We start from the raw sequence: 17536 nt of genomic DNA on the forward strand, positions 1-17536 counted from the left end.
CGGGGTGAGCGCACGCGTGCCGACTTCGGCCGACCTCCCGCGAGGGATGAAGCCCAGGCAAGCGTTGAAGCGCGCACCTCGGCCGACACTGGAGACACGCATGACCACCTATTTCACGATCGGCGACTTCATCCTGTTGATTCCGATGGCGCTGGCCGGAGCGCTATTTCTCGGCGCGGTGCCGTGCGCGACCCAATTCCGTCACAACCTGCTGCGCGTGCTCGGCGTCATTCTCGGCGTCGGTGTCGCGGTGTTGCTCGTTGAAGGCTTGCCTGCGCTGATCTAGCGCGCTCACCCGTGCTTGACGCGCTTCGCTGCACCGCGGCGAAGCGACTGATTGCCCGCGAGCTGCGATACGGCACGCGATGTTTCGCATGCCGTATCGACTTCCGGTCAGATCGCCTGATCGGTGGACGGCTTTTCCCACAGATTGATGCCGCCTTCCGTCGCGTAACGATCGATCTCCGCGAGTTCCTCCGCCGAGAATTCGAGGTTCTTCAACGCACCGACGTTCTCGCGCACCTGCTCCGCGCGGCTCGCGCCGATCAGCGCGGACGTCACGCGACCGTTACGCAGCACCCACGCCAGCGCCATCTGCGCCAGGCTCTGCCCGCGCCGTTCGGCGATCGCGTTGAGCTTGCGCACATGCTCGAGGTTGTCCGCGCTCAGATGATCCTGCTTCAGCGAGCCACCGCCCGGCTTGTTCACGCGCGCGTCGGCCGGCACGCCATTCAGGTACTTCGACGTCAGCAAGCCCTGCGCGAGCGGCGTGAACGCGATGCTGCCCGCGCCGACGTCGTCGAGCGTGCCGAGCAGGTCGCTCTCGATCCAGCGGTTCAGCATGTTGTACGAAGGCTGGTGAATCAGCAGCGGCACCTTGTATTGCGCGAGCAGCTCGGCCATCTCACGCGTCTTCGCGGCCGAATACGACGAGATGCCGATGTAGAGCGCCTTGCCCTGCTGCACGGCCGACGCCAGTGCGCCCGCCGTTTCCTCGAGCGGCGTGTGCGCGTCGAAACGGTGCGAATAGAAGATGTCGACGTAGTCGAGCCCCATGCGCTGCAGGCTCTGGTCGAGACTCGCGAGCACGTACTTGCGCGATCCGCCGCCGCTGCCGTACGGCCCCGGCCACATGTCCCAGCCGGCCTTCGTCGAGATCAGCAGCTCGTCGCGATACGGCCGGAAATCCTCCTTCAGCAGCCGGCCGAAATTGATTTCGGCGCTGCCGTACGGCGGCCCGTAGTTGTTCGCGAGGTCGAAGTGGTTGATGCCGAGGTCGAACGCGGTGCGCAGGATCTCGCGCTGCGTCGAGATCGGCGTCGAGTCGCCGAAGTTGTGCCACAGACCCAGCGACAGGGCGGGCAGTTTGAGCCCGGATTTGCCGCAGGTGCGGTATTGCATGCCGGCATAACGTTCGGAAGCTGCTTCGTAGGCCATGAGTCTGTTCCGTCAGGACATCGGGGAAAGGGACGCGCGCCGGCCGCGCACATGACGCGACGGCGGCGAAGGAGTCATACGACGACTATGGTAGCGAAAGCGGCCGGATCACGCACGGCGGCACGGCGATGGACGCGACCGCGGCCGTCGCCTACACTGCGGCGTCTCGAATCACCGTTTCAGCGAGGTTGGTATGTCCCGGGTCATCTCGGTTGCACTGCTCGTCGGCGGCATCGTGCTGCTGTATTTCGGCGGCCAGTCGTTCCATTCGATCAACGACGACGTGTCGCGCTTCTTCACCGGCTCGCCCGCGACGAAGACGATCCTGCTGATCGTCGGCGGCGCCGTCGCGTCGTTCGTCGGCCTGATCGGCCTCGCGATGCCGGGCAGCAAGCGCTGATCGCCGCGCATCGCGACGCGCGCACGGGCCGCCTCGTGCGCGCGGGCCGCACCAGACGAAACGGGCGGCCGCGCCGCCCGTTGCTTCATTCGCCCGCGATGCGCCGCATCGCGTGATCGTGTGATCGCGGCGGCGGCAACGCCCGCCGCCCCGATCCACGCCTAGAACTGCACTTCCGGCTTCGACGCCGAGCGTGTGCCGGGCACCGGCCGGTTGCTTGCGCCGTGATACGTGTACACGAGCGAGAACTTCACCTGATCGGAACGGTTCTGCCCCGCCGAATGCAGCGTGTTGCTATGGAAGAACACGACGTCGCCCGTCTGCAGCGACGGGCACGTGGCCGCGTCGATCATCCTGCGGTTTTCCGGCAGATCGCCGCGGAAGAACTTCGCATCGTCGAACGCTTCCGGCCCGAATTCGGCCGTATGCGAACCCGGCACGAGCCACAGCGCGCCGTTCTCGTTGGTTTCCGGCCCGAGGGCGAGCCATACCGACACCATGTCCGGGCGCTCGAACGCCCAGTAGCGGAAATCGCGATGCCAGCCGGTCAGGCTGCCGTACGCCGGGTGCTTCGTCATCATGCAGTTGTGATGCGCGCGCGACAGCACGGGCTTCTCGCCGAAATACTCGCGCATCCACGCGCCGATTTCAGGCGCGATCGCGCGCTCGGCAAACGCCGGATCGCGCGAATACGCATCGAGCAGCCGCCGCACCGTATGCCCGCCCGGCGCATGCTTCGACTCGGGCGCGCCCGGGTAGCGCAGGTCGGCCTCGAACTCGATCGGCTCGGCGGCCTCCCGCAACTGGCGCTCCGCGATCTGCCTGAGCGTTGCGCACTGCTCCTCGCCGACGAGGCCACGCGCGACGACGAAGCCGCGCTCGCGCAATTCCGCGACTTGCGCGCGGATCGATTCCGACTGCAATGGAGACGACATGGGATGCCAGACGTTTATTGTGTGAATGTGACGATTGTAAATCGGCGCCGGATACCGCGAACAGCGCCATTGTCGTGCGCAGGGGCATGCCAATCGCGGATTTGATCCAGCGCAAGGGAACTGTGCGACGCGGCACCTGCCTCAGCGACAGGCGGTATGCGGCACACGCCTTGCGGCACAAGGGTTTATCGCGACTTTTGCCCGTCATGAATCCCCTGTAGCCTGACGCGGCCTGTCAATTCTGGCGGGCGCGGCGCGCAGCGGGTTTCGGTAAGATCCGTTGCGCCATCCGAGGCCGTTCATACCAGTGCGCTCTCCAGGGCGCCACCCATACAAGCGAAGCATCGTTCACATGCCATTCCGTCTGACTTCCCGTTTCAACCGCGCTGCGAAGCGCGTCGTGCCGTCCGCTCCCGCCCGCTCGCTGCGCCATCACCGCGCACGCACGCAGGCACTGGCCGAGCGTACGCACACGCACAGCCGGCTGGACGGCATCCGTGCGTGGTTCCACGCATTTTTCTCGATGATGAGCGCGCAGGCGTTCGCGCGCCGCGCCGGCCTGCGCTCGCTGCTGCAGAAGCCGTCGTCGCTGCGCGCGCTCGCACTGCGTCGCACGCTCGGCCCGCAGCGCCGCATCAACCGCCCGCGCCGCCTCGCGGCGAGCGCCGGCTGGTTCGGGTTCAGCGCGCGCTGACCGAGTGCCCGGCGGGCATTGCCCGCTCAATTGTCGCCATTGCTTCGGCGATCGAAACCCATAAAAAAAACCCGGCCTTGCCGGGGTTTTTCATTTCGGGCGAACGACGCTTACGCGACGCGTGCCGTCGGCTCCACGCCGGCCGCTTCGGCCAGCGCGAGCGCCTTGTCGGTCGCTTCCCACGAGAACTCCGGCTCTTCGCGGCCGAAGTGGCCGTAAGCCGCGGTCTTCTCGTAGATCGGGCGCAGCAGGTCGAGCATCTTGATGATGCCCTTCGGACGCAGGTCGAAATGCTCGCGCACGAGCTTCGTGATCACCGCATCCGACACGCGGCCCGTGCCGAACGTGTTGACCATCACCGAGGTCGGCTCGGCGACGCCGATCGCGTACGACACCTGGATCAGCGCGCGCGACGCGAGGCCGGCGGCGACGATGTTCTTCGCGACGTAGCGGCCGGCATAGGCAGCCGAACGGTCAACCTTCGACGGATCCTTGCCCGAGAACGCGCCGCCGCCGTGCGGTGCGGCACCGCCGTAGGTATCGACGATGATCTTGCGGCCGGTCAGGCCGCAATCGCCCTGCGGGCCGCCGATCACGAACCGGCCGGTCGGGTTCACGAGGAACTTGATGTCGCCCTTGATCAGGTCGGCCGGCAGCGTCGGCTTGATGATTTCCTCGATCACCGCTTCGCGCAGCGCGGGCAGTTCGATGTCCGGTGCGTGCTGCGTCGACAGCACGACGGTGTCGATCGAATCGGGCTTGCCGTCGACATAGCGGACCGTCACCTGCGACTTCGCGTCCGGACGCAGCCATTGCAGGCGGCCGTCGCGGCGCAGGCTGGCCTGGCGCTCGACGAGGCGGTGCGACAGGTAGATCGGCAGCGGCATCAGTTCCGGCGTTTCGTCGCACGCATAGCCGAACATCAGGCCCTGGTCGCCCGCGCCTTGATCGAGGTTGTCGTCGTGTGCACGATCGACGCCCTGCGCGATGTCCGGCGACTGCTTGTCGTACGCGACGAGCACCGCGCAACCCTTGTAGTCGATGCCGTAGTCGGTGTTGTCGTAGCCGATGCGCTTGATCGTATCGCGCGCGATCTGGATGTAATCGATGTTGGCCGTCGTGGTGATTTCACCGGCCAGCACGACGAGACCCGTGTTGCACAGCGTTTCCGCCGCAACGCGCGAGTATTTGTCCTGCTCGAGGATGGCGTCGAGAATCGCGTCCGAGATTTGGTCCGCGACTTTGTCCGGATGGCCTTCGGAGACGGATTCGGACGTGAAGAGATAATCGTTTGCCACTTTTTCAGGCTCCTGTGTGGTTACGGTTGGTTTCACGTAGCCAGCTTCGTTGGGCCTGAAGCGGCGACGCTTTAGCGGATTACCAGGACCGGGCAGCGTGTGTTGCGCCAGCCGGCTTCGCCCCGCAAGTTGTCAGTTAACTCGGCGAAGCCCGTATTATAGCGGCTTTCCTGAATTGTCACAGAGCGCCGCCCGTGCTGCATCTTCCGCTGTCTCACCACCCTGTTCGCAACGTGCCGGCCAGCCGGCCCTACGGAGCTTCCGCATGCTAGGCCGCCTCGGCACGCACCTCGCCATCGGCTTGCTGAAGCTGCTCGCCCTGCTGCCGTACGGTCTGACCGCACGGTTCGGCGATGGCCTCGGCTGGCTGCTGTATCAGATCCCCAGCCGGCGAAAGCGCATCGTACATACGAATCTGAAACTCTGCTTCCCCGACTGGAGCGACGAGCGGCGCGAGGAAGTGGCGGGGCAGCACTTCCGCCATGCGATCCGCAGCTACGTCGAGCGCAGCGTGCAGTGGTTCGGCTCGGAGGAAAAGCTCGCGAAACTGATCCAGGTCGACAGCGCGGTCGATCTCACCGATCCCGACCTGCCGCCGACGCTGTTCCTCGGCCTGCACTTCGTCGGCATCGAAGCCGGTTCGATCTGGCTCAACCGGTCGCTGCAGCGCCGTTGCGGATCGCTGTACCAGCCGTTCTCGAACGCGGTGCTCGAGGAAGAGGCGAAGAAGGCGCGCGGGCGCTTCGACGCCGAGATGGTCGGCCGCGCGGACAGCGCGCGCGTCGTGCTGCGCTGGCTGCGCGACCGCAAGCCGGTGATGCTCGGCGCCGACATGGACTACGGGCTGCGCAACTCGACGTTCGTCCCGTTCTTCGGCGTGCCGGCCTGCACGCTGACGGCCGTCGGCCGGCTCGCGAAGACGGGCCGCGCGCAGGTCGTGCCGTTCATCGGCGAAGTGCTGCCGAACTACAAGGGCTACCGTCTGAAGGTATTCAAGCCGTGGGATCACTACCCGACCGGCGACGACGATCTCGACGCGCGGCGGATGAACGAATTCCTCGAGGAACAGATTCCGCTGATGCCCGAGCAGTATTACTGGGTGCACAAGCGCTTCAAGACGCGCCCGCCCGGCGAGCCGAGCCTGTACTGACCCTGCCGGACGAAACCCCGCCGGCGCGTCATGCGCGCGCCTGCGCTCTCGCTCTCGCCACCTTCGGCGCGCCTTTCGCGCGCGCCTGCCAGAGATCGAATGCCATCTGCTGCGCGAGCCATAGATCCGCACGGCCGCCGCGGTCCTCGCCCAGCCACGCTTCGAGACGCAGCGCCATTTCCGGCGAGATGCCGGCATGGCCGTGCAGGATCCGCGACAGCGCCGCGCGCGTCACGCCGAGCTGCGCGGCGGCCTCGGTGACGGTCAGGCCGAGCGCCGGCAGCACGTCATCGCGCAGCGCTTCGCCCGGATGGGGCGGATTGAAGATGCGTGTCATGGCTTGAATCACCTCGGTGGTAATCCTGGTAATTCACCAGGACGACGTCGGAGCCGTCGAACCTGAACGTCAGGCGCCAGTTACCGCTCACGCTCACCGCGTAGTAACCGTCCAGCCCGCCGGCAAGACCGTGGAAGCGCCAGCCCGGCACGTTCATGTCGAACGGCCGGCTCGCCACATCGAGACGGGCACGCTGGCGCCGCAGTCTCGGAGCATGGCCCGGCAGGATGCCCGCCTTGCTCCCGTTCATGAAAAACGCTTCCAGCCTCTTGTGCTGCCATGACTTGATCATGGACCTCCCATACTCAAGTCGCGATGTCGTCGGCATGGCCCACTGGCGTATAGCCAGACTATACGAATCGCTTGATCATCTTGTCAATTTGACCCGTACGAAAACGCTCATCCGGGTCGTCCCGTGCTCTCACCGTGCATCGGACACGCATCGCCAAGCCTCGCCTGCGCTGCGACAACGCCCGCCACACCGCATCAATTTGTCCCTCGCCACTGACGCGACCAGTCGACCGATCGACAGATACCGCCCATCCCGTCTGCACTGGCGACGCGAAACACCGGCCCGCGCAGGACGCTCCTGTCGGCTGCATGTATCATTTACGGCTGAGATCAGCACGACGAACGAGGCCGCCCCGGCATGGCCGCCGGCCGTTCATGTCGTGCCGACCGCCTCGTTCGCCATGGAATTCCGGACCCAGTGAAACTCTCGTTCACCAAGATGCACGGCGCGGGCAACGACTTCGTCGTGCTCGACGGCTATTCGCGCGCGCTGCCGCCGCTCACCGATGCGCAGGTGCGTGCGCTCGCCAACCGCCACTTCGGCATCGGCGCCGACCAGTTGCTGCTGGTCGAGAAACCGACCGTCGACGGCGCGGATTTCAAGTACCGGATATTCAATTGCGATGGTGGCGAGGTCGAGCACTGCGGCAACGGCGCGCGCTGTTTCGTGAAATTCGTCAGTGATCGCGGCCTGACCGACAAGCGCAGCGTGCGCGTGCAGGTCATGAAGGGCCTGATCACGCTGACGCTGCAGGACAACGGCGAAGTCGTCGTCGACATGGGCGCGCCCGTGTTCGCGCCGGCGCAGGTGCCGTTCGATGCATCGGGCCTCGATGGCCGGACCGACGGCAACGACACGCTGTGGCCGCTCGATGTCGGCGGCGCGACGCGCTGGGTCTCGACGGTGTCGATGGGCAACCCGCACGCGGTGCAGGTCGTCGACGACGCCGAAGCGTATCCGGTACTGGAAGAAGGCCCGCTGATCGAGCGCCATGCGCGCTTCCCGCAGCGCGTGAACGCCGGCTTCATGCAGATCGTGTCGCGCCGCGAAGTGAAGCTGCGCGTGTACGAACGCGGCGCGGGCGAGACGCTCGCGTGCGGCACCGGTGCGTGCGCGGCGGTCGCGGCCGGCATCCGGCGCGGCCTGCTCGATTCGCCCGTGACCGTGCACACGCAAGGCGGCACGCTGACGATCGGCTGGGACGGCGCGCGCGACGAAGCCGCCGCGCTGACGATGGCCGGCCCCGCCACGACCGTGTTCGAAGGCGAGATCGACCTGAACGCCTGACCCTGCAACGTCCTTGATAACTGAACGCTCCAGCCACATGAACGATCGCGAAGTCGCCGACTACCTGCTCGCCAATCCCGAATTCTTCGCGCAGCACGCCGAGCTGCTCGCGACGATCCGTCTCGCGAACCCGCACGGCAAGGCCGCGATCTCGCTGCAGGAACGGCAGATGGAGATGCTGCGCGACAAGAACAAGCACCTCGAACGCCGCCTTGCCGAGCTCGTGCGCTACGGCCACGAGAACGACAGCCTGTCCGCGAAATTCAGCCGCTGGACCGCGCGCGTGATCGCGGAACGCGATCCGTACGCGCTGCCGCGCACGATCGCCGACGGCATCGCCGAGGTGTTCGACGTCCCGCAAACCGCGCTGCGCGTGTGGGATGTGGCCGACACCTACGCGCAAGCCGACTTCGCACGCCAGGTCGGCGAGGAAGTGCGCCTGTTCACGAACGGCCTGTCGACGCCGTACTGCGGCGCGAACACGGGCTTCGAGGCCGCCCAGTGGCTCGCGCCCGCCCTCGCCGCCCCGGCCGCGAGCGCGGCGGAAGGCGCCGAAGCCGCCCCGGCCGGCGACGGCTCGGCCGCGTCGATCGCGCTGCTCGCGCTGCGTGCACCGCTCGCCGGCACCGACGCGCCCGCGTTCGGCCTGCTGGTGCTCGGCTCGCCGGACGCGCGCCGCTTCCACGACGGGATGGCCACCGACTTCCTCGCGCAGATCGCGACGCTCGCGAGCGCCGCGCTCACGCGCCTGCTGCCGCACTGATCCGCCGCACGCGATGACCGACGATCCGATCGCCGCCTACCTGTCGAACCTGAAGCACGTCAGGCAGCTGTCGGAGCACACGCTGCGCGGGTACGCACACGAACTCGACGAACTGAAAAAGCTCGCGGCCGGCCGGCCGCTCGAAGCATTGACCGCCGTCGACATGCGCGGCGCGGTCGTGCGCGCACACGCGGCCGGGCTGTCCGCACGCTCGATCTCGCACCGGCTTTCCGCATGGCGCGCGTTCTATCGCTGGTTCGCACAACGCATCGAGATGCCCGCGAATCCCGTCGCCGGCGTACGCGCGCCCAAACGCGAGAAATCGCTGCCCAAAGCGCTGTCGGTCGACGATGCGGTCGCACTCATGGATACACCGCTGCCCGAAACGACCGAAGGCATCCGCGACCACGCGATCCTCGAGCTGTTCTATTCGTCGGGGCTGCGCCTCGCCGAACTGGTGGGGCTCGACGTCAGGTACACGCAGGCCGACGGCTACCGCTCGGCCGGCTGGCTCGATCTCGCCGAAGCCGAAGTCACCGTGCGCGGCAAGGGCAACAAGGAACGCAAGGTGCCGGTCGGCCGCAAGGCGATCGACGCGTTGAACGCGTGGCTCGCGGTGCGCGGCGAATTCGTGAAGCACGATCCGCATCCGCTGTTCGTGTCGGTGCGCGGCAACCGGATGTCGCCGGGCGTCGTGCGCGAACGCGTGAAGCGCGCGGCGCTCGCCGCCGGCATCCCCGCCAACGTCCACCCGCACGTGCTGCGCCACTCGTTCGCGACGCACGTGCTGCAATCGAGCGGCGACCTGCGCGCGGTGCAGGAACTGCTGGGCCACGCGAGCGTCGCCGCGACGCAGGTCTATACGTCGCTCGACTTCCAGCATCTCGCGAAGATTTACGACAGCGCGCATCCGCGCGCGAAGAAGCGCGACTGACGCACGTCCCGTGTTACCCGCCGCGCGCGGCGGCCGGCATCGGCCGGCGTCGCGCCAAGCCCATTTCGATCCCATCATGCAAACCGTCACCCTCAAGCCGTCCAAGGAAAAATCGCTGCTGCGCCGCCATCCGTGGATCTACGCCAATGCGATCGACCGCGTCGACGGCAAGCCCGCGCCCGGCGCGACCGTGCTCGTGCGCGCGCACGACGGCCGCTTTCTCGCGCGCGGCGCGTACAGCCCGCAGTCGCAAATCCGCGTGCGGGTGTGGAGCTTCGACGAGAGCGAGCCGATCGATCACGCGTTCTTCAAGCGCCGCGTGCAGCGCGCGGTCGCGCACCGTACGACGATGGTGTCGGGCACGGGCGCGGTGCGGCTCGTGTTCGGCGAAGCCGACGGGCTGCCGGGGCTGATCGTCGACTACTACGTCGCCGAAGCCGGCGCGCCGCCGCGCGGGCAGCTCGTGTGCCAGTTCATGGCGGCCGGCGTCGAAGCGTGGAAGGAAGCGATCGTCGCGGCGCTCGTCGGCGCGACCGGCTGCCCGAACGTGTACGAGCGCTCGGACGTGTCGATCCGCGACAAGGAAGGGCTCGAACAGACGACCGGCGTGCTGGCCGGCGACGCGCCGCCCGCGACGCTGATCGCGAGCGAAAACGGCGTGCGCTATCACGTCGACGTGCCGAACGGCCACAAGACGGGCTTCTACGTCGACCAGCGCGACAACCGCGCGCTCGTCGCGCAGTACGCGGCCGACCGCGATGTGCTCAACTGCTTCTGCTACACCGGCGGCTTCTCGCTCGCGGCGCTCAAGGGCGGCGCGAAACGCGTCGTGTCGATCGACTCGTCGGGCGATGCGCTCGCGCTCGCGCAGCAGAACGTCGTCGCCAACGGCTTCGACGCGGAGCGCGCGACCTGGCTCGACGCGGATGCATTCAAGACGCTGCGCCGCCTCGTCGACGAAGGCGAGCGTTTCGACCTGATCGTGCTCGACCCGCCGAAGTTCGCGCCGACCCGCGACAGCGTCGATCGCGCGGCGCGCGCGTACAAGGACATCAACCTGAGCGGCTTCAAGCTGCTGCGCCCGGGCGGCCTGCTGTTCACGTACTCGTGTTCGGGTGCGATCGACATGGACCTGTTCCAGAAGATCGTCGCGGGCGCGGCCGCCGACGCGAAGGTCGACGCGCGCATCCTGAAGCGGCTCGGCGCGGGCGTCGATCACCCGCTGCTCGCCGCTTTCCCGGAAGGCGAATATCTGAAGGGCCTGCTGTTGCAAATCGTCTGATCGCCCCGATCTAGCGCGCACGACCGCGCCTGCCGCCCGCTGGCGGGCCAGCGCTTTCGCCTGTCGTCCGGACGACGGGCGGGGGCTTGACAGGTATGTTTCAATGGATAGTTGTGCGCCCCGGCTCGCAGCGCGAGGGCGCGACGCACATCCTGGTTTTGACCCCGATTCACGAACCACAGGCGACCGACATGGCCACTCCCGTCACCATCCTCACCGGCTTCCTCGGCAGCGGCAAGACGACGCTGCTCAAGCGCATCCTGAACGAACAGCACGGCATGAAGATCGCCGTGATCGAGAACGAGTTCGGCGAAGAGAACATCGACAACGAAATCCTCGTGCAGGATTCGAACGAGCAGATCATCCAGATGAGCAACGGCTGCATCTGCTGCACGATCCGCGGCGACCTCGCCCGCGCGCTCGGCGATCTGGCCGCGAAAAAGCGCGAAGGCAAACTCGACTTCGACCGCATCGTGATCGAGACGACCGGCCTCGCGAACCCGGGCCCCGTCGCGCAGACGTTTTTCATCGACAGCGAAATCGCCGACGATTTCCTGCTCGACGCGGTCATCACGCTGGTCGACGCGAAGCACGCGAACGCGCAACTCGACGAACACGAAGTGGTGCAGCGCCAGGTCGGTTTCGCCGACCGCCTGTTCATCACGAAGTCGGACCTGGTCGACGACCAGACCGTCGCCGGCCTCAAGCACCGCCTGATGCACATGAACCCGAAGGCCGCGATCAAGGTCGTGAATTTCGGCGAAGCGGACATCAAGGAAATCTTCGACCTGCGCGGCTTCAATCTGAACGCGAAGCTCGAGATCGATCCCGATTTCCTCGCCGAGGACGATCACGCGCACGACCACCACGATCACGACCATGATCACGATCACGCCGGTTGCGACCACGATCACGGTCAATGCGCGCACGATCACGGCCACGATCACGGCCACGATCACGGCCACGATCACGGCCACCACAATCATCACCACGCGCACCACGACGACAAGATCAAGTCGTTCGTGTACCGCAACGACCGCCCGTTCGATCCGAACAAGCTGGAAGACTTCCTCGGCGGCATCCTGCAGATCTACGGCGAGCGGATGCTGCGCTACAAGGGCGTGCTGTACATGAAGGGCGTCGACCGCAAGGTCGTGTTCCAGGGCGTGCACCAGATGATGGGCAGCGACCTCGCCGCCAAGTGGCTGCCGGCCGAGAAGAAGACCAACAAGATGGTGTTCATCGGCGTCGACCTGCCGCAGGACCTGATCACCGACGGCCTCGACGCCTGCCTCGCCTGACCCGCGCGGGCGCCTGCCGTCCCGCGCTGCCCGGCCGCCTTCGCAGGCAGCCGCGTCAGCCGCGCGGCGCCTTTTCCGGGCAGGGTTTCGCCGTCATCGCTTTTTCGCGATTTGCGCGTTATATTTTCTAGATATCGGCGCGACCGACGGGGATCGACCCGATACGGCGGCCGCTTGCGATTCAGTTACAATACGTGCCCGCTGGAGTACGGCAACAAACAGGCCCGGTTCTTGCTGAACCAGTTTTATCCGGGCATCGCAACCGCGCCGGATCGCCCATCCGCCTCCCGGCCGCGGCCGATGCGATCTGCCGCGCAGCATACCGGTTCGCAGCGCGCGCAAATCCGCGCCAGGCCTATCCTGGTATTTGAGAACCGGTTTTCCAGAGGCTTTCGGCCCCGCGGCGGCAAATCGCAAATGATTGCAAGGGCGGTTGCGGGTAATCCCAAAGTGCAGGCACTATCTCTCGATTTGCCGCACATTGAAGAAGCAAGCAGATGACGAAGAAACTCTTGACCGAAGCCGAAATCCTGAAGATGAGCGACAAGGATTACATGAATGAGGATCAGCTCGCCTTCTTCAAAAATCGGCTCGAACAGTTGCAGGCGGACATCCTCAAGAATGCAGGCCAGACGACCGAGAACCTGCGCGAGACGGTGATCGTTCCCGATCCCGCCGACCGCGCGACCATCGAGGAAGAGCACGCGCTCGAGTTGCGCACGCGCGATCGCGAACGCAAGCTCCTCAAGAAGGTTCAGCAGTCGCTCGCCCGCATCGATTCCGGCGACTACGGCTGGTGTGAGGAAACCGGCGAACCGATCGGCATTCCGCGCCTGCTCGCGCGTCCGACCGCCACGCTGTCGCTCGAGGCGCAGGAGCGCCGCGAGCTGCGCCAGAAGCTGTTCGGCGACTGATCGAGCGGCATTCCGCTCAGACACGCTGCTTCCCGGAAGCGCGCGGCCTGCCGCGCGCTTTTTGTTTTTCCGGCGCCGGCTCCCGGCCGCCGGCCGATTTGTCTCCCCCTCTTGATATCCCGGCGCCCGCCCTAAAATGAAACGGACGCGCGCCGGGCCGCTTCCCGGCGCACTGCGGATTCACGCGGCGGCGCCTCGCGCCGCCCGACTCTTCCCCGTTTTTCTCAAGGAACGCAGATGGAGCAATTTCACGGCACGACCATCGTTTCGGTCCGGCGCGGCGACAAGGTCGCGCTCGGCGGCGACGGCCAGGTAACCCTCGGCAACATCGTCATGAAGGGTGGCGCGCGGAAAGTGCGGCGGATCTACAACAACCAGGTTCTGGTCGGATTCGCGGGCGGCACCGCCGATGCGTTCTCGCTCCTCGATCGCTTCGAGGCGAAGCTAGAGAAGCACCAGGGCAACCTCACCCGCGCGGCCGTCGAGCTCGCGAAGGACTGGCGCACCGACCGGATGCTGCGCCGCCTCGAGGCGATGCTGATCACGGCAGATGCGACCACCACGCTCGTGATCACCGGCAACGGCGACGTGCTCGATCCGGAAGGCGGCATCTGCGCAATCGGCTCGGGCGGCGCGTACGCGCAGGCCGCGGCCCGCGCGCTCGTCGAGAATACCGACCTGTCGCCGCGCGAGATCGTCGAGAAGTCGCTGGGGATCGCCGGCGACATGTGCATCTACACGAACCACAACCGCATCATCGAAACGATCGAGTAAGGACAGCCCCATGAGCACCATGACCCCTGCCGAGATCGTCTCGGAACTCGACAAGCACATCATCGGCCAGGCGAAGGCGAAGAAGGCCGTCGCCGTCGCGCTGCGCAACCGCTGGCGCCGCCAGCAGGTCGCCGACCCGCTGCGCCAGGAAATCACCCCGAAGAACATCCTGATGATCGGGCCGACGGGCGTCGGCAAGACCGAAATCGCGCGCCGCCTCGCGAAGCTCGCCGATGCGCCGTTCATCAAGATCGAAGCGACCAAGTTCACCGAAGTCGGCTACGTCGGCCGCGACGTCGACAGCATCGTGCGCGACCTGATGGAAACGTCGGTCAAGCAGACGCGCGAAACCGAGATGCGCAAGGTGCGCAGCAAGGCGACCGATCAGGCGGAAGACCGCATCCTCGACATCCTGCTGCCGCAACCGCGCGCGGTGGGCTTCGGCGGCAATGCCGACCACGCGAACGACGACAACAACGCGACGCGCCAGACGTTCCGCAAGCGCCTACGCGAAGGCCAGCTCGACGACAAGGAAGTCGAGCTCGACCTCGAGCAGCCGTCGGTCGGCATGGACATCATGGCGCCGCCCGGGATGGAAGAGATGACCGAGCAGATCCGCTCGATGTTCTCGAACCTCGGCAGCGGCAAGAAGCAGCGCCGCAAGGTGAAGATCAAGGAAGCGCTGAAGCTGCTGACCGACGAGGAAGCGGCGAAGATGCTGAACGAAGAGGAAGTGAAGACGAAGGCCGTGCAGAACGTCGAGCAGAACGGCATCGTGTTCCTCGACGAGATCGACAAGATCACGTCGCGCAACAACGAAGGCGCCGGCGGTGAAGTGTCGCGCCAGGGCGTGCAACGCGACCTGCTGCCGCTCGTCGAGGGCACGACGGTCAACACGAAGTACGGGATGGTGAAGACCGATCACATCCTGTTCATCGCGAGCGGCGCATTCCACCTCGCGAAGCCGAGCGACCTGATTCCCGAACTGCAGGGGCGCTTCCCGATCCGCGTCGAGCTCGATTCGCTGTCGGTCGAAGACTTCGAGGCGATCCTCGATGCGACCGACGCGAGCCTCGTCAAGCAGTACCAGGCACTGCTCGCGACCGAAGACGTGCAGCTCGAATTCGCCGACGACGGTATCCGGCGCCTCGCCGAGATCGCATTCGCGGTTAACGAGAAAACCGAGAACATCGGTGCTCGCCGGCTGTACACGGTGATCGAGAAGCTGCTCGAGGAAGTGTCGTTCTCGGCGGGCAACCACGCCGGCGAGCGCGTGACGATCGACGCGAAGTACGTCGACCGCGCGCTCGGCGAAGTGTCGCAGGACGAAGACCTGTCGCGCTACGTGCTGTAACGCGCGCGGCGCCGGATGAAAAACGGGCGGCCCCTTCGTCGGGGGCCGCCCGTTTTCGTTGGTGTGCCGCTTATTGCCGAACCGGCTTCTTCGCGAGCTTGCGCTGCAGTGTGCGGCGGTGCATGTTCAGCGCGCGCGCGGTCGCCGAAATGTTGTTGTTGTTCTCGGCCAGCACGCGCTGGATGTGCTCCCATTCGAGCCGGTCGACCGACAGCACGACCGGATTCTCGAGCGCCTCGTCGGCCTGCACTTCGGTCGCGTTGGTCTGCAGCGCGGCCAGGATCGACTCGACGTTCGCCGGCTTCGCGAGGTAGTTGTCGGCGCCTTCCTTCACGGCCTGCACGGCGGTCGCGATGCTCGCGTAGCCGGTCAGCACTAGAATCCGCGCATCGGGCTGCAGATCGCACAACGGCGCGATCAGGCTCAGCCCCGAATCCTCGCCGAGATGCAGGTCGACGGTGATGAACTGGAACTTGCCGCCCGCGGCGAGCCGGAGCGCCGCCTCCTTGTCGTGCGCCTGCTGAACCGCGTAACCGCGGCGCTCGAGGCCGCGCGCGAGCGTGCCCGCGAACACCTCGTTGTCGTCGATCACCAGGAAGTTGTTCTCGCTCATGTGGTTTCTCCGTCTACGTGTTGGTTGAGGCAGCCGGCATCGCGACACGCACGACCGGCAGGCGCAGCACGGCCCGCGTGCCGCGCACGGCCGCTGCGCCGGCCGGCGGGCGGCTGTCCGGCGTGCCGGTTGGCCGTTCGGCTGCACGTGCACCCGTGCGTTGTCCCGATGTGGCCGCCGCGTGGCCGTTCGCCGCACCGCCGGCCCGCCCGTTGCCGCCCGCCGCACGCGGCGTGACATCGGACAGTTCGATCTCGCCGCCCAGCCGCGCGGCCGCACTGAACGCGAGATACAGGCCGACGCCGTGCCCGCCCTGCGTGCTGTCGACCGGCATCGCGCCGAGCGATTCGCGCAGCGCGGCCGGAATGCCGGGCCCGTCGTCGCATACCTCGAATTCGATTTCGTCGGCCGCGCGGTCGTGCGCGACCTTCGCGGCGAGCGTCACGCGCTGCGGGCTCGCGCGCGCGGCGTTGTCGAGCAGGATCGTCAGGATCTGGCCGGCCGCGACCGTATCGTCGAGCGCGACGCCCGACGGACGCGCGCCGAGCAACTCGAACTGCACGTGCGGATGCCGCAGGCGCCAGTGCTCGACGAACGTGTCGAGCCAGTCGTCCACCGGCTGGCGGCTCGCCGGCGTGCTCGCGCGGCTGCGCAGGCGCGCGAGCGCCGACGTGCAGAGCGTCATCTGCTCCTCGAGCACCTTCAGGTCGGCCTCGTAGCGCGCCAGCCCCGGATCGGCGCGCGCCGCGTCGCGCAACTCCTCGGCGAGCATCGCGATCGTCGACAGCGGCGTGCCCATTTCGTGCGCGACGGTGGCGGCCTGCACGCCGAGCGCGACCGCCCGCTCGTCGCGCAGCAGGTGCTGCTGCGCTTCGCCAAGCGCCGCGTCGCGCTGGCGCAGCGCATTCGACATGCGCGCGACGAACCACGCGATCAGCCCGACGCTGACCATGAAGTTCGCCCACATGCCGGTGCGGTAGTAGTCGAACAGGTTCGCCGGATTGTCCATGTTGAGCGGCACCGAATCGAAGCCGAGCGCCGCGTAGCACGCGACCGCGAACGCCGCGAGCCAGATCATCAGGTGCCACGGCAGCACGGCCGCCGCGATCGCGAGCGACGGCAGGTACAGCGACACGAACGGGTTGGTCGTGCCGCCCGACAGGAACAGCAGTGCGGACAGCGCACCGAGGTCGACCCACAGCTGGCCGAGCAGCTCGAAATTGGTCTCGGGCCGCGCGCGCAGCACGCGCACCCAGGTCAGCGCGTTGAAAACGATTTCGAGCGCGATGACCATCAGCATCGCCGGCAGCGGCAGATGTACGCCGAAATAGGTCTGCACGACGCCGATCGTCACGAGCTGGCCGATGATCGCGAGATTGCGGAGCCAGAACAGGTGACTGAGGTTGACGCGCCCGGTGGTGGTGATTCGTTGCATCCGGGCAGTTTACCCGTTTAGCGCCCCGCGCCTCTAGCGGGGCCGGATCCGCGCGCACGAACGGGCGACGCGCGTGCGCGGCGGGGCCTCCGGCGGCGCCTCGTCAACCGGCCGCGCCGGCCATGCGCTGCGCAATCTCGTCAGCCAGGCACTCGGGGCATCGGCATCGCGCACCGGCCGCCGGCGGCGTGCCGTCGGGCAGCACCGGCATCGACGCGCACCAGCAGTCGAACGGCTGCGTGTGCGCGCCGCAGTCGAAGCCGCGCCCGCAGTGCGGGCAGCGCGCACGGCGCGGGGCGGAACGGGCGTCGGCGGCGGAATCGGTCATGGCGCATT

The 17536-nt window shown here is 66.9% G+C and carries 19 protein-coding genes and 1 pseudogene; 12 read left to right on the top strand and 8 right to left on the bottom strand.

Going from position 1 to position 17536, the window contains the following annotated elements:
• Positions 1-100: 100 nt before the first annotated feature.
• Positions 101-286: a hypothetical protein gene (locus CFB46_RS03580; protein WP_006482800.1), complete on the top strand. Its 186-nt coding sequence runs from the start codon at positions 101-103 to the stop codon at positions 284-286.
• A gap of 107 nt (positions 287-393) precedes the next feature.
• Here the strand turns inward: CFB46_RS03580 and mgrA are convergent, their stop codons facing one another.
• A complete protein-coding gene (gene mgrA / locus CFB46_RS03585; RefSeq protein ID WP_027785721.1) occupies positions 394-1437 on the bottom strand; it encodes an L-glyceraldehyde 3-phosphate reductase in 1044 nt (347 codons plus the stop codon).
• A gap of 193 nt (positions 1438-1630) precedes the next feature.
• On the opposite strand from mgrA, the gene CFB46_RS03590 reads away from it, so the two are divergent.
• Positions 1631-1837, top strand: a complete 207-nt coding sequence (locus tag CFB46_RS03590; protein WP_027785722.1) for a DUF3185 family protein — start codon at positions 1631-1633, stop codon at positions 1835-1837.
• A 161-nt stretch (positions 1838-1998) separates the two neighbouring features.
• On the opposite strand, the gene CFB46_RS03595 is transcribed toward CFB46_RS03590, so the two are convergent.
• Positions 1999-2772: a phytanoyl-CoA dioxygenase family protein gene (locus CFB46_RS03595; protein WP_027785723.1), complete on the bottom strand. Its 774-nt coding sequence runs from the start codon at positions 2770-2772 to the stop codon at positions 1999-2001.
• 352 nt (positions 2773-3124) lie between these two features.
• Between CFB46_RS03595 and CFB46_RS03600 the strand changes: the two genes are divergently transcribed.
• Positions 3125-3466 (top strand): hypothetical protein, encoded by a 342-nt coding sequence (locus CFB46_RS03600; protein WP_027785724.1) that lies wholly within the window; start codon positions 3125-3127, stop codon positions 3464-3466.
• Positions 3467-3576: 110 nt separating this feature from the next.
• On the opposite strand, the gene metK is transcribed toward CFB46_RS03600, so the two are convergent.
• Positions 3577-4764, bottom strand: a complete 1188-nt coding sequence (metK, locus tag CFB46_RS03605; RefSeq protein ID WP_006482984.1) for a methionine adenosyltransferase — start codon at positions 4762-4764, stop codon at positions 3577-3579.
• Between the two features lie 265 nt (positions 4765-5029).
• On the opposite strand from metK, the gene lpxL reads away from it, so the two are divergent.
• Positions 5030-5914, top strand: a complete 885-nt coding sequence (gene lpxL, locus CFB46_RS03610; protein ID WP_027785725.1) for a lauroyl acyltransferase LpxL — start codon at positions 5030-5032, stop codon at positions 5912-5914.
• Between the two features lie 28 nt (positions 5915-5942).
• On the opposite strand, the gene CFB46_RS03615 is transcribed toward lpxL, so the two are convergent.
• Positions 5943-6251, bottom strand: a complete 309-nt coding sequence (locus CFB46_RS03615; RefSeq protein ID WP_027785726.1) for a HigA family addiction module antitoxin — start codon at positions 6249-6251, stop codon at positions 5943-5945.
• Positions 6252-6267: 16 nt separating this feature from the next.
• Positions 6268-6543: pseudogene (locus tag CFB46_RS03620) on the bottom strand (type II toxin-antitoxin system RelE/ParE family toxin); the annotation flags it as partial.
• Positions 6544-6960: 417 nt separating this feature from the next.
• Between CFB46_RS03620 and dapF the strand changes: the two are divergent.
• The 8 genes from dapF (at position 6961) to hslU (ending at position 15152) form a co-directional block, all read left to right on the top strand.
• On the top strand, positions 6961-7830 hold the full coding sequence (gene dapF / locus CFB46_RS03625; protein WP_027785727.1) for a diaminopimelate epimerase: 870 nt from the start codon (positions 6961-6963) through the stop codon (positions 7828-7830).
• Positions 7831-7867: 37 nt separating this feature from the next.
• Positions 7868-8593: a DUF484 family protein gene (locus CFB46_RS03630; protein ID WP_027785728.1), complete on the top strand. Its 726-nt coding sequence runs from the start codon at positions 7868-7870 to the stop codon at positions 8591-8593.
• Positions 8594-8606: 13 nt separating this feature from the next.
• Complete coding sequence (xerC, locus tag CFB46_RS03635) at positions 8607-9527, top strand: tyrosine recombinase XerC (protein ID WP_027785729.1); 921 nt, start codon at positions 8607-8609, stop codon at positions 9525-9527.
• A 76-nt stretch (positions 9528-9603) separates the two neighbouring features.
• On the top strand, positions 9604-10809 hold the full coding sequence (locus tag CFB46_RS03640) for a class I SAM-dependent rRNA methyltransferase (protein ID WP_089499280.1): 1206 nt from the start codon (positions 9604-9606) through the stop codon (positions 10807-10809).
• A gap of 191 nt (positions 10810-11000) precedes the next feature.
• Positions 11001-12110 carry a CobW family GTP-binding protein gene (locus CFB46_RS03645; protein ID WP_089499331.1) on the top strand — a complete coding sequence of 370 codons (1110 nt, stop codon included), beginning with the start codon at positions 11001-11003 and terminating at the stop codon, positions 12108-12110.
• Positions 12111-12607: 497 nt separating this feature from the next.
• Entirely contained in the window at positions 12608-13024 is a 417-nt protein-coding gene (dksA, locus tag CFB46_RS03655; RefSeq protein WP_006477498.1) for an RNA polymerase-binding protein DksA, read from the top strand.
• 237 nt (positions 13025-13261) lie between these two features.
• The gene (hslV, locus tag CFB46_RS03660; protein ID WP_006483683.1) at positions 13262-13798 is read left to right on the top strand and encodes an ATP-dependent protease subunit HslV; all 537 of its coding nucleotides are present in this window, start codon (positions 13262-13264) and stop codon (positions 13796-13798) included.
• Positions 13799-13808: 10 nt separating this feature from the next.
• Entirely contained in the window at positions 13809-15152 is a 1344-nt protein-coding gene (gene hslU / locus CFB46_RS03665; protein WP_089499281.1) for an ATP-dependent protease ATPase subunit HslU, read from the top strand.
• Between the two features lie 70 nt (positions 15153-15222).
• Here the strand turns inward: hslU and CFB46_RS03670 are convergent, their stop codons facing one another.
• The 3 genes from CFB46_RS03670 to CFB46_RS03680 all read right to left on the bottom strand — a co-directional run bounded on the left by CFB46_RS03670 (position 15223) and on the right by CFB46_RS03680 (position 17528).
• Positions 15223-15765 carry a response regulator transcription factor gene (locus tag CFB46_RS03670; protein WP_021156278.1) on the bottom strand — a complete coding sequence of 181 codons (543 nt, stop codon included), beginning with the start codon at positions 15763-15765 and terminating at the stop codon, positions 15223-15225.
• A 13-nt stretch (positions 15766-15778) separates the two neighbouring features.
• Positions 15779-17200, bottom strand: coding sequence for an ATP-binding protein (locus CFB46_RS03675; RefSeq protein WP_027785733.1), 1422 nt, complete (start codon positions 17198-17200; stop codon positions 15779-15781).
• A gap of 103 nt (positions 17201-17303) precedes the next feature.
• Entirely contained in the window at positions 17304-17528 is a 225-nt protein-coding gene (locus tag CFB46_RS03680; protein ID WP_027785734.1) for a cysteine-rich CWC family protein, read from the bottom strand.
• Between the last annotated feature and the right edge of the window lie 8 nt (positions 17529-17536).

The sequence above is a fragment of the Burkholderia sp. HI2761 genome (assembly GCF_002223355.1).
Taxonomy (GTDB): domain Bacteria; phylum Pseudomonadota; class Gammaproteobacteria; order Burkholderiales; family Burkholderiaceae; genus Burkholderia.

Excerpts from the sequence above, each read along its gene's own strand:
- CFB46_RS03580 (WP_006482800.1), top strand. The coding sequence starts at position 101 with ATGACCACCTATTTCACGATCGGCGACTTCATCCTGTTGATTCCGATG.
- mgrA (WP_027785721.1), bottom strand. The coding sequence starts at position 1,437 with ATGGCCTACGAAGCAGCTTCCGAACGTTATGCCGGCATGCAATACCGC.
- CFB46_RS03590 (WP_027785722.1), top strand. The coding sequence starts at position 1,631 with ATGTCCCGGGTCATCTCGGTTGCACTGCTCGTCGGCGGCATCGTGCTG.
- CFB46_RS03595 (WP_027785723.1), bottom strand. The coding sequence starts at position 2,772 with ATGTCGTCTCCATTGCAGTCGGAATCGATCCGCGCGCAAGTCGCGGAA.
- CFB46_RS03600 (WP_027785724.1), top strand. The coding sequence starts at position 3,125 with ATGCCATTCCGTCTGACTTCCCGTTTCAACCGCGCTGCGAAGCGCGTC.
- lpxL (WP_027785725.1), top strand. The coding sequence starts at position 5,030 with ATGCTAGGCCGCCTCGGCACGCACCTCGCCATCGGCTTGCTGAAGCTG.
- CFB46_RS03615 (WP_027785726.1), bottom strand. The coding sequence starts at position 6,251 with ATGACACGCATCTTCAATCCGCCCCATCCGGGCGAAGCGCTGCGCGAT.
- CFB46_RS03630 (WP_027785728.1), top strand. The coding sequence starts at position 7,868 with ATGAACGATCGCGAAGTCGCCGACTACCTGCTCGCCAATCCCGAATTC.
- xerC (WP_027785729.1), top strand. The coding sequence starts at position 8,607 with ATGACCGACGATCCGATCGCCGCCTACCTGTCGAACCTGAAGCACGTC.
- CFB46_RS03640 (WP_089499280.1), top strand. The coding sequence starts at position 9,604 with ATGCAAACCGTCACCCTCAAGCCGTCCAAGGAAAAATCGCTGCTGCGC.
- CFB46_RS03645 (WP_089499331.1), top strand. The coding sequence starts at position 11,001 with ATGGCCACTCCCGTCACCATCCTCACCGGCTTCCTCGGCAGCGGCAAG.
- dksA (WP_006477498.1), top strand. The coding sequence starts at position 12,608 with ATGACGAAGAAACTCTTGACCGAAGCCGAAATCCTGAAGATGAGCGAC.
- hslV (WP_006483683.1), top strand. The coding sequence starts at position 13,262 with ATGGAGCAATTTCACGGCACGACCATCGTTTCGGTCCGGCGCGGCGAC.
- hslU (WP_089499281.1), top strand. The coding sequence starts at position 13,809 with ATGAGCACCATGACCCCTGCCGAGATCGTCTCGGAACTCGACAAGCAC.
- CFB46_RS03670 (WP_021156278.1), bottom strand. The coding sequence starts at position 15,765 with ATGAGCGAGAACAACTTCCTGGTGATCGACGACAACGAGGTGTTCGCG.
- CFB46_RS03675 (WP_027785733.1), bottom strand. The coding sequence starts at position 17,200 with ATGCAACGAATCACCACCACCGGGCGCGTCAACCTCAGTCACCTGTTC.
- CFB46_RS03680 (WP_027785734.1), bottom strand. The coding sequence starts at position 17,528 with ATGACCGATTCCGCCGCCGACGCCCGTTCCGCCCCGCGCCGTGCGCGC.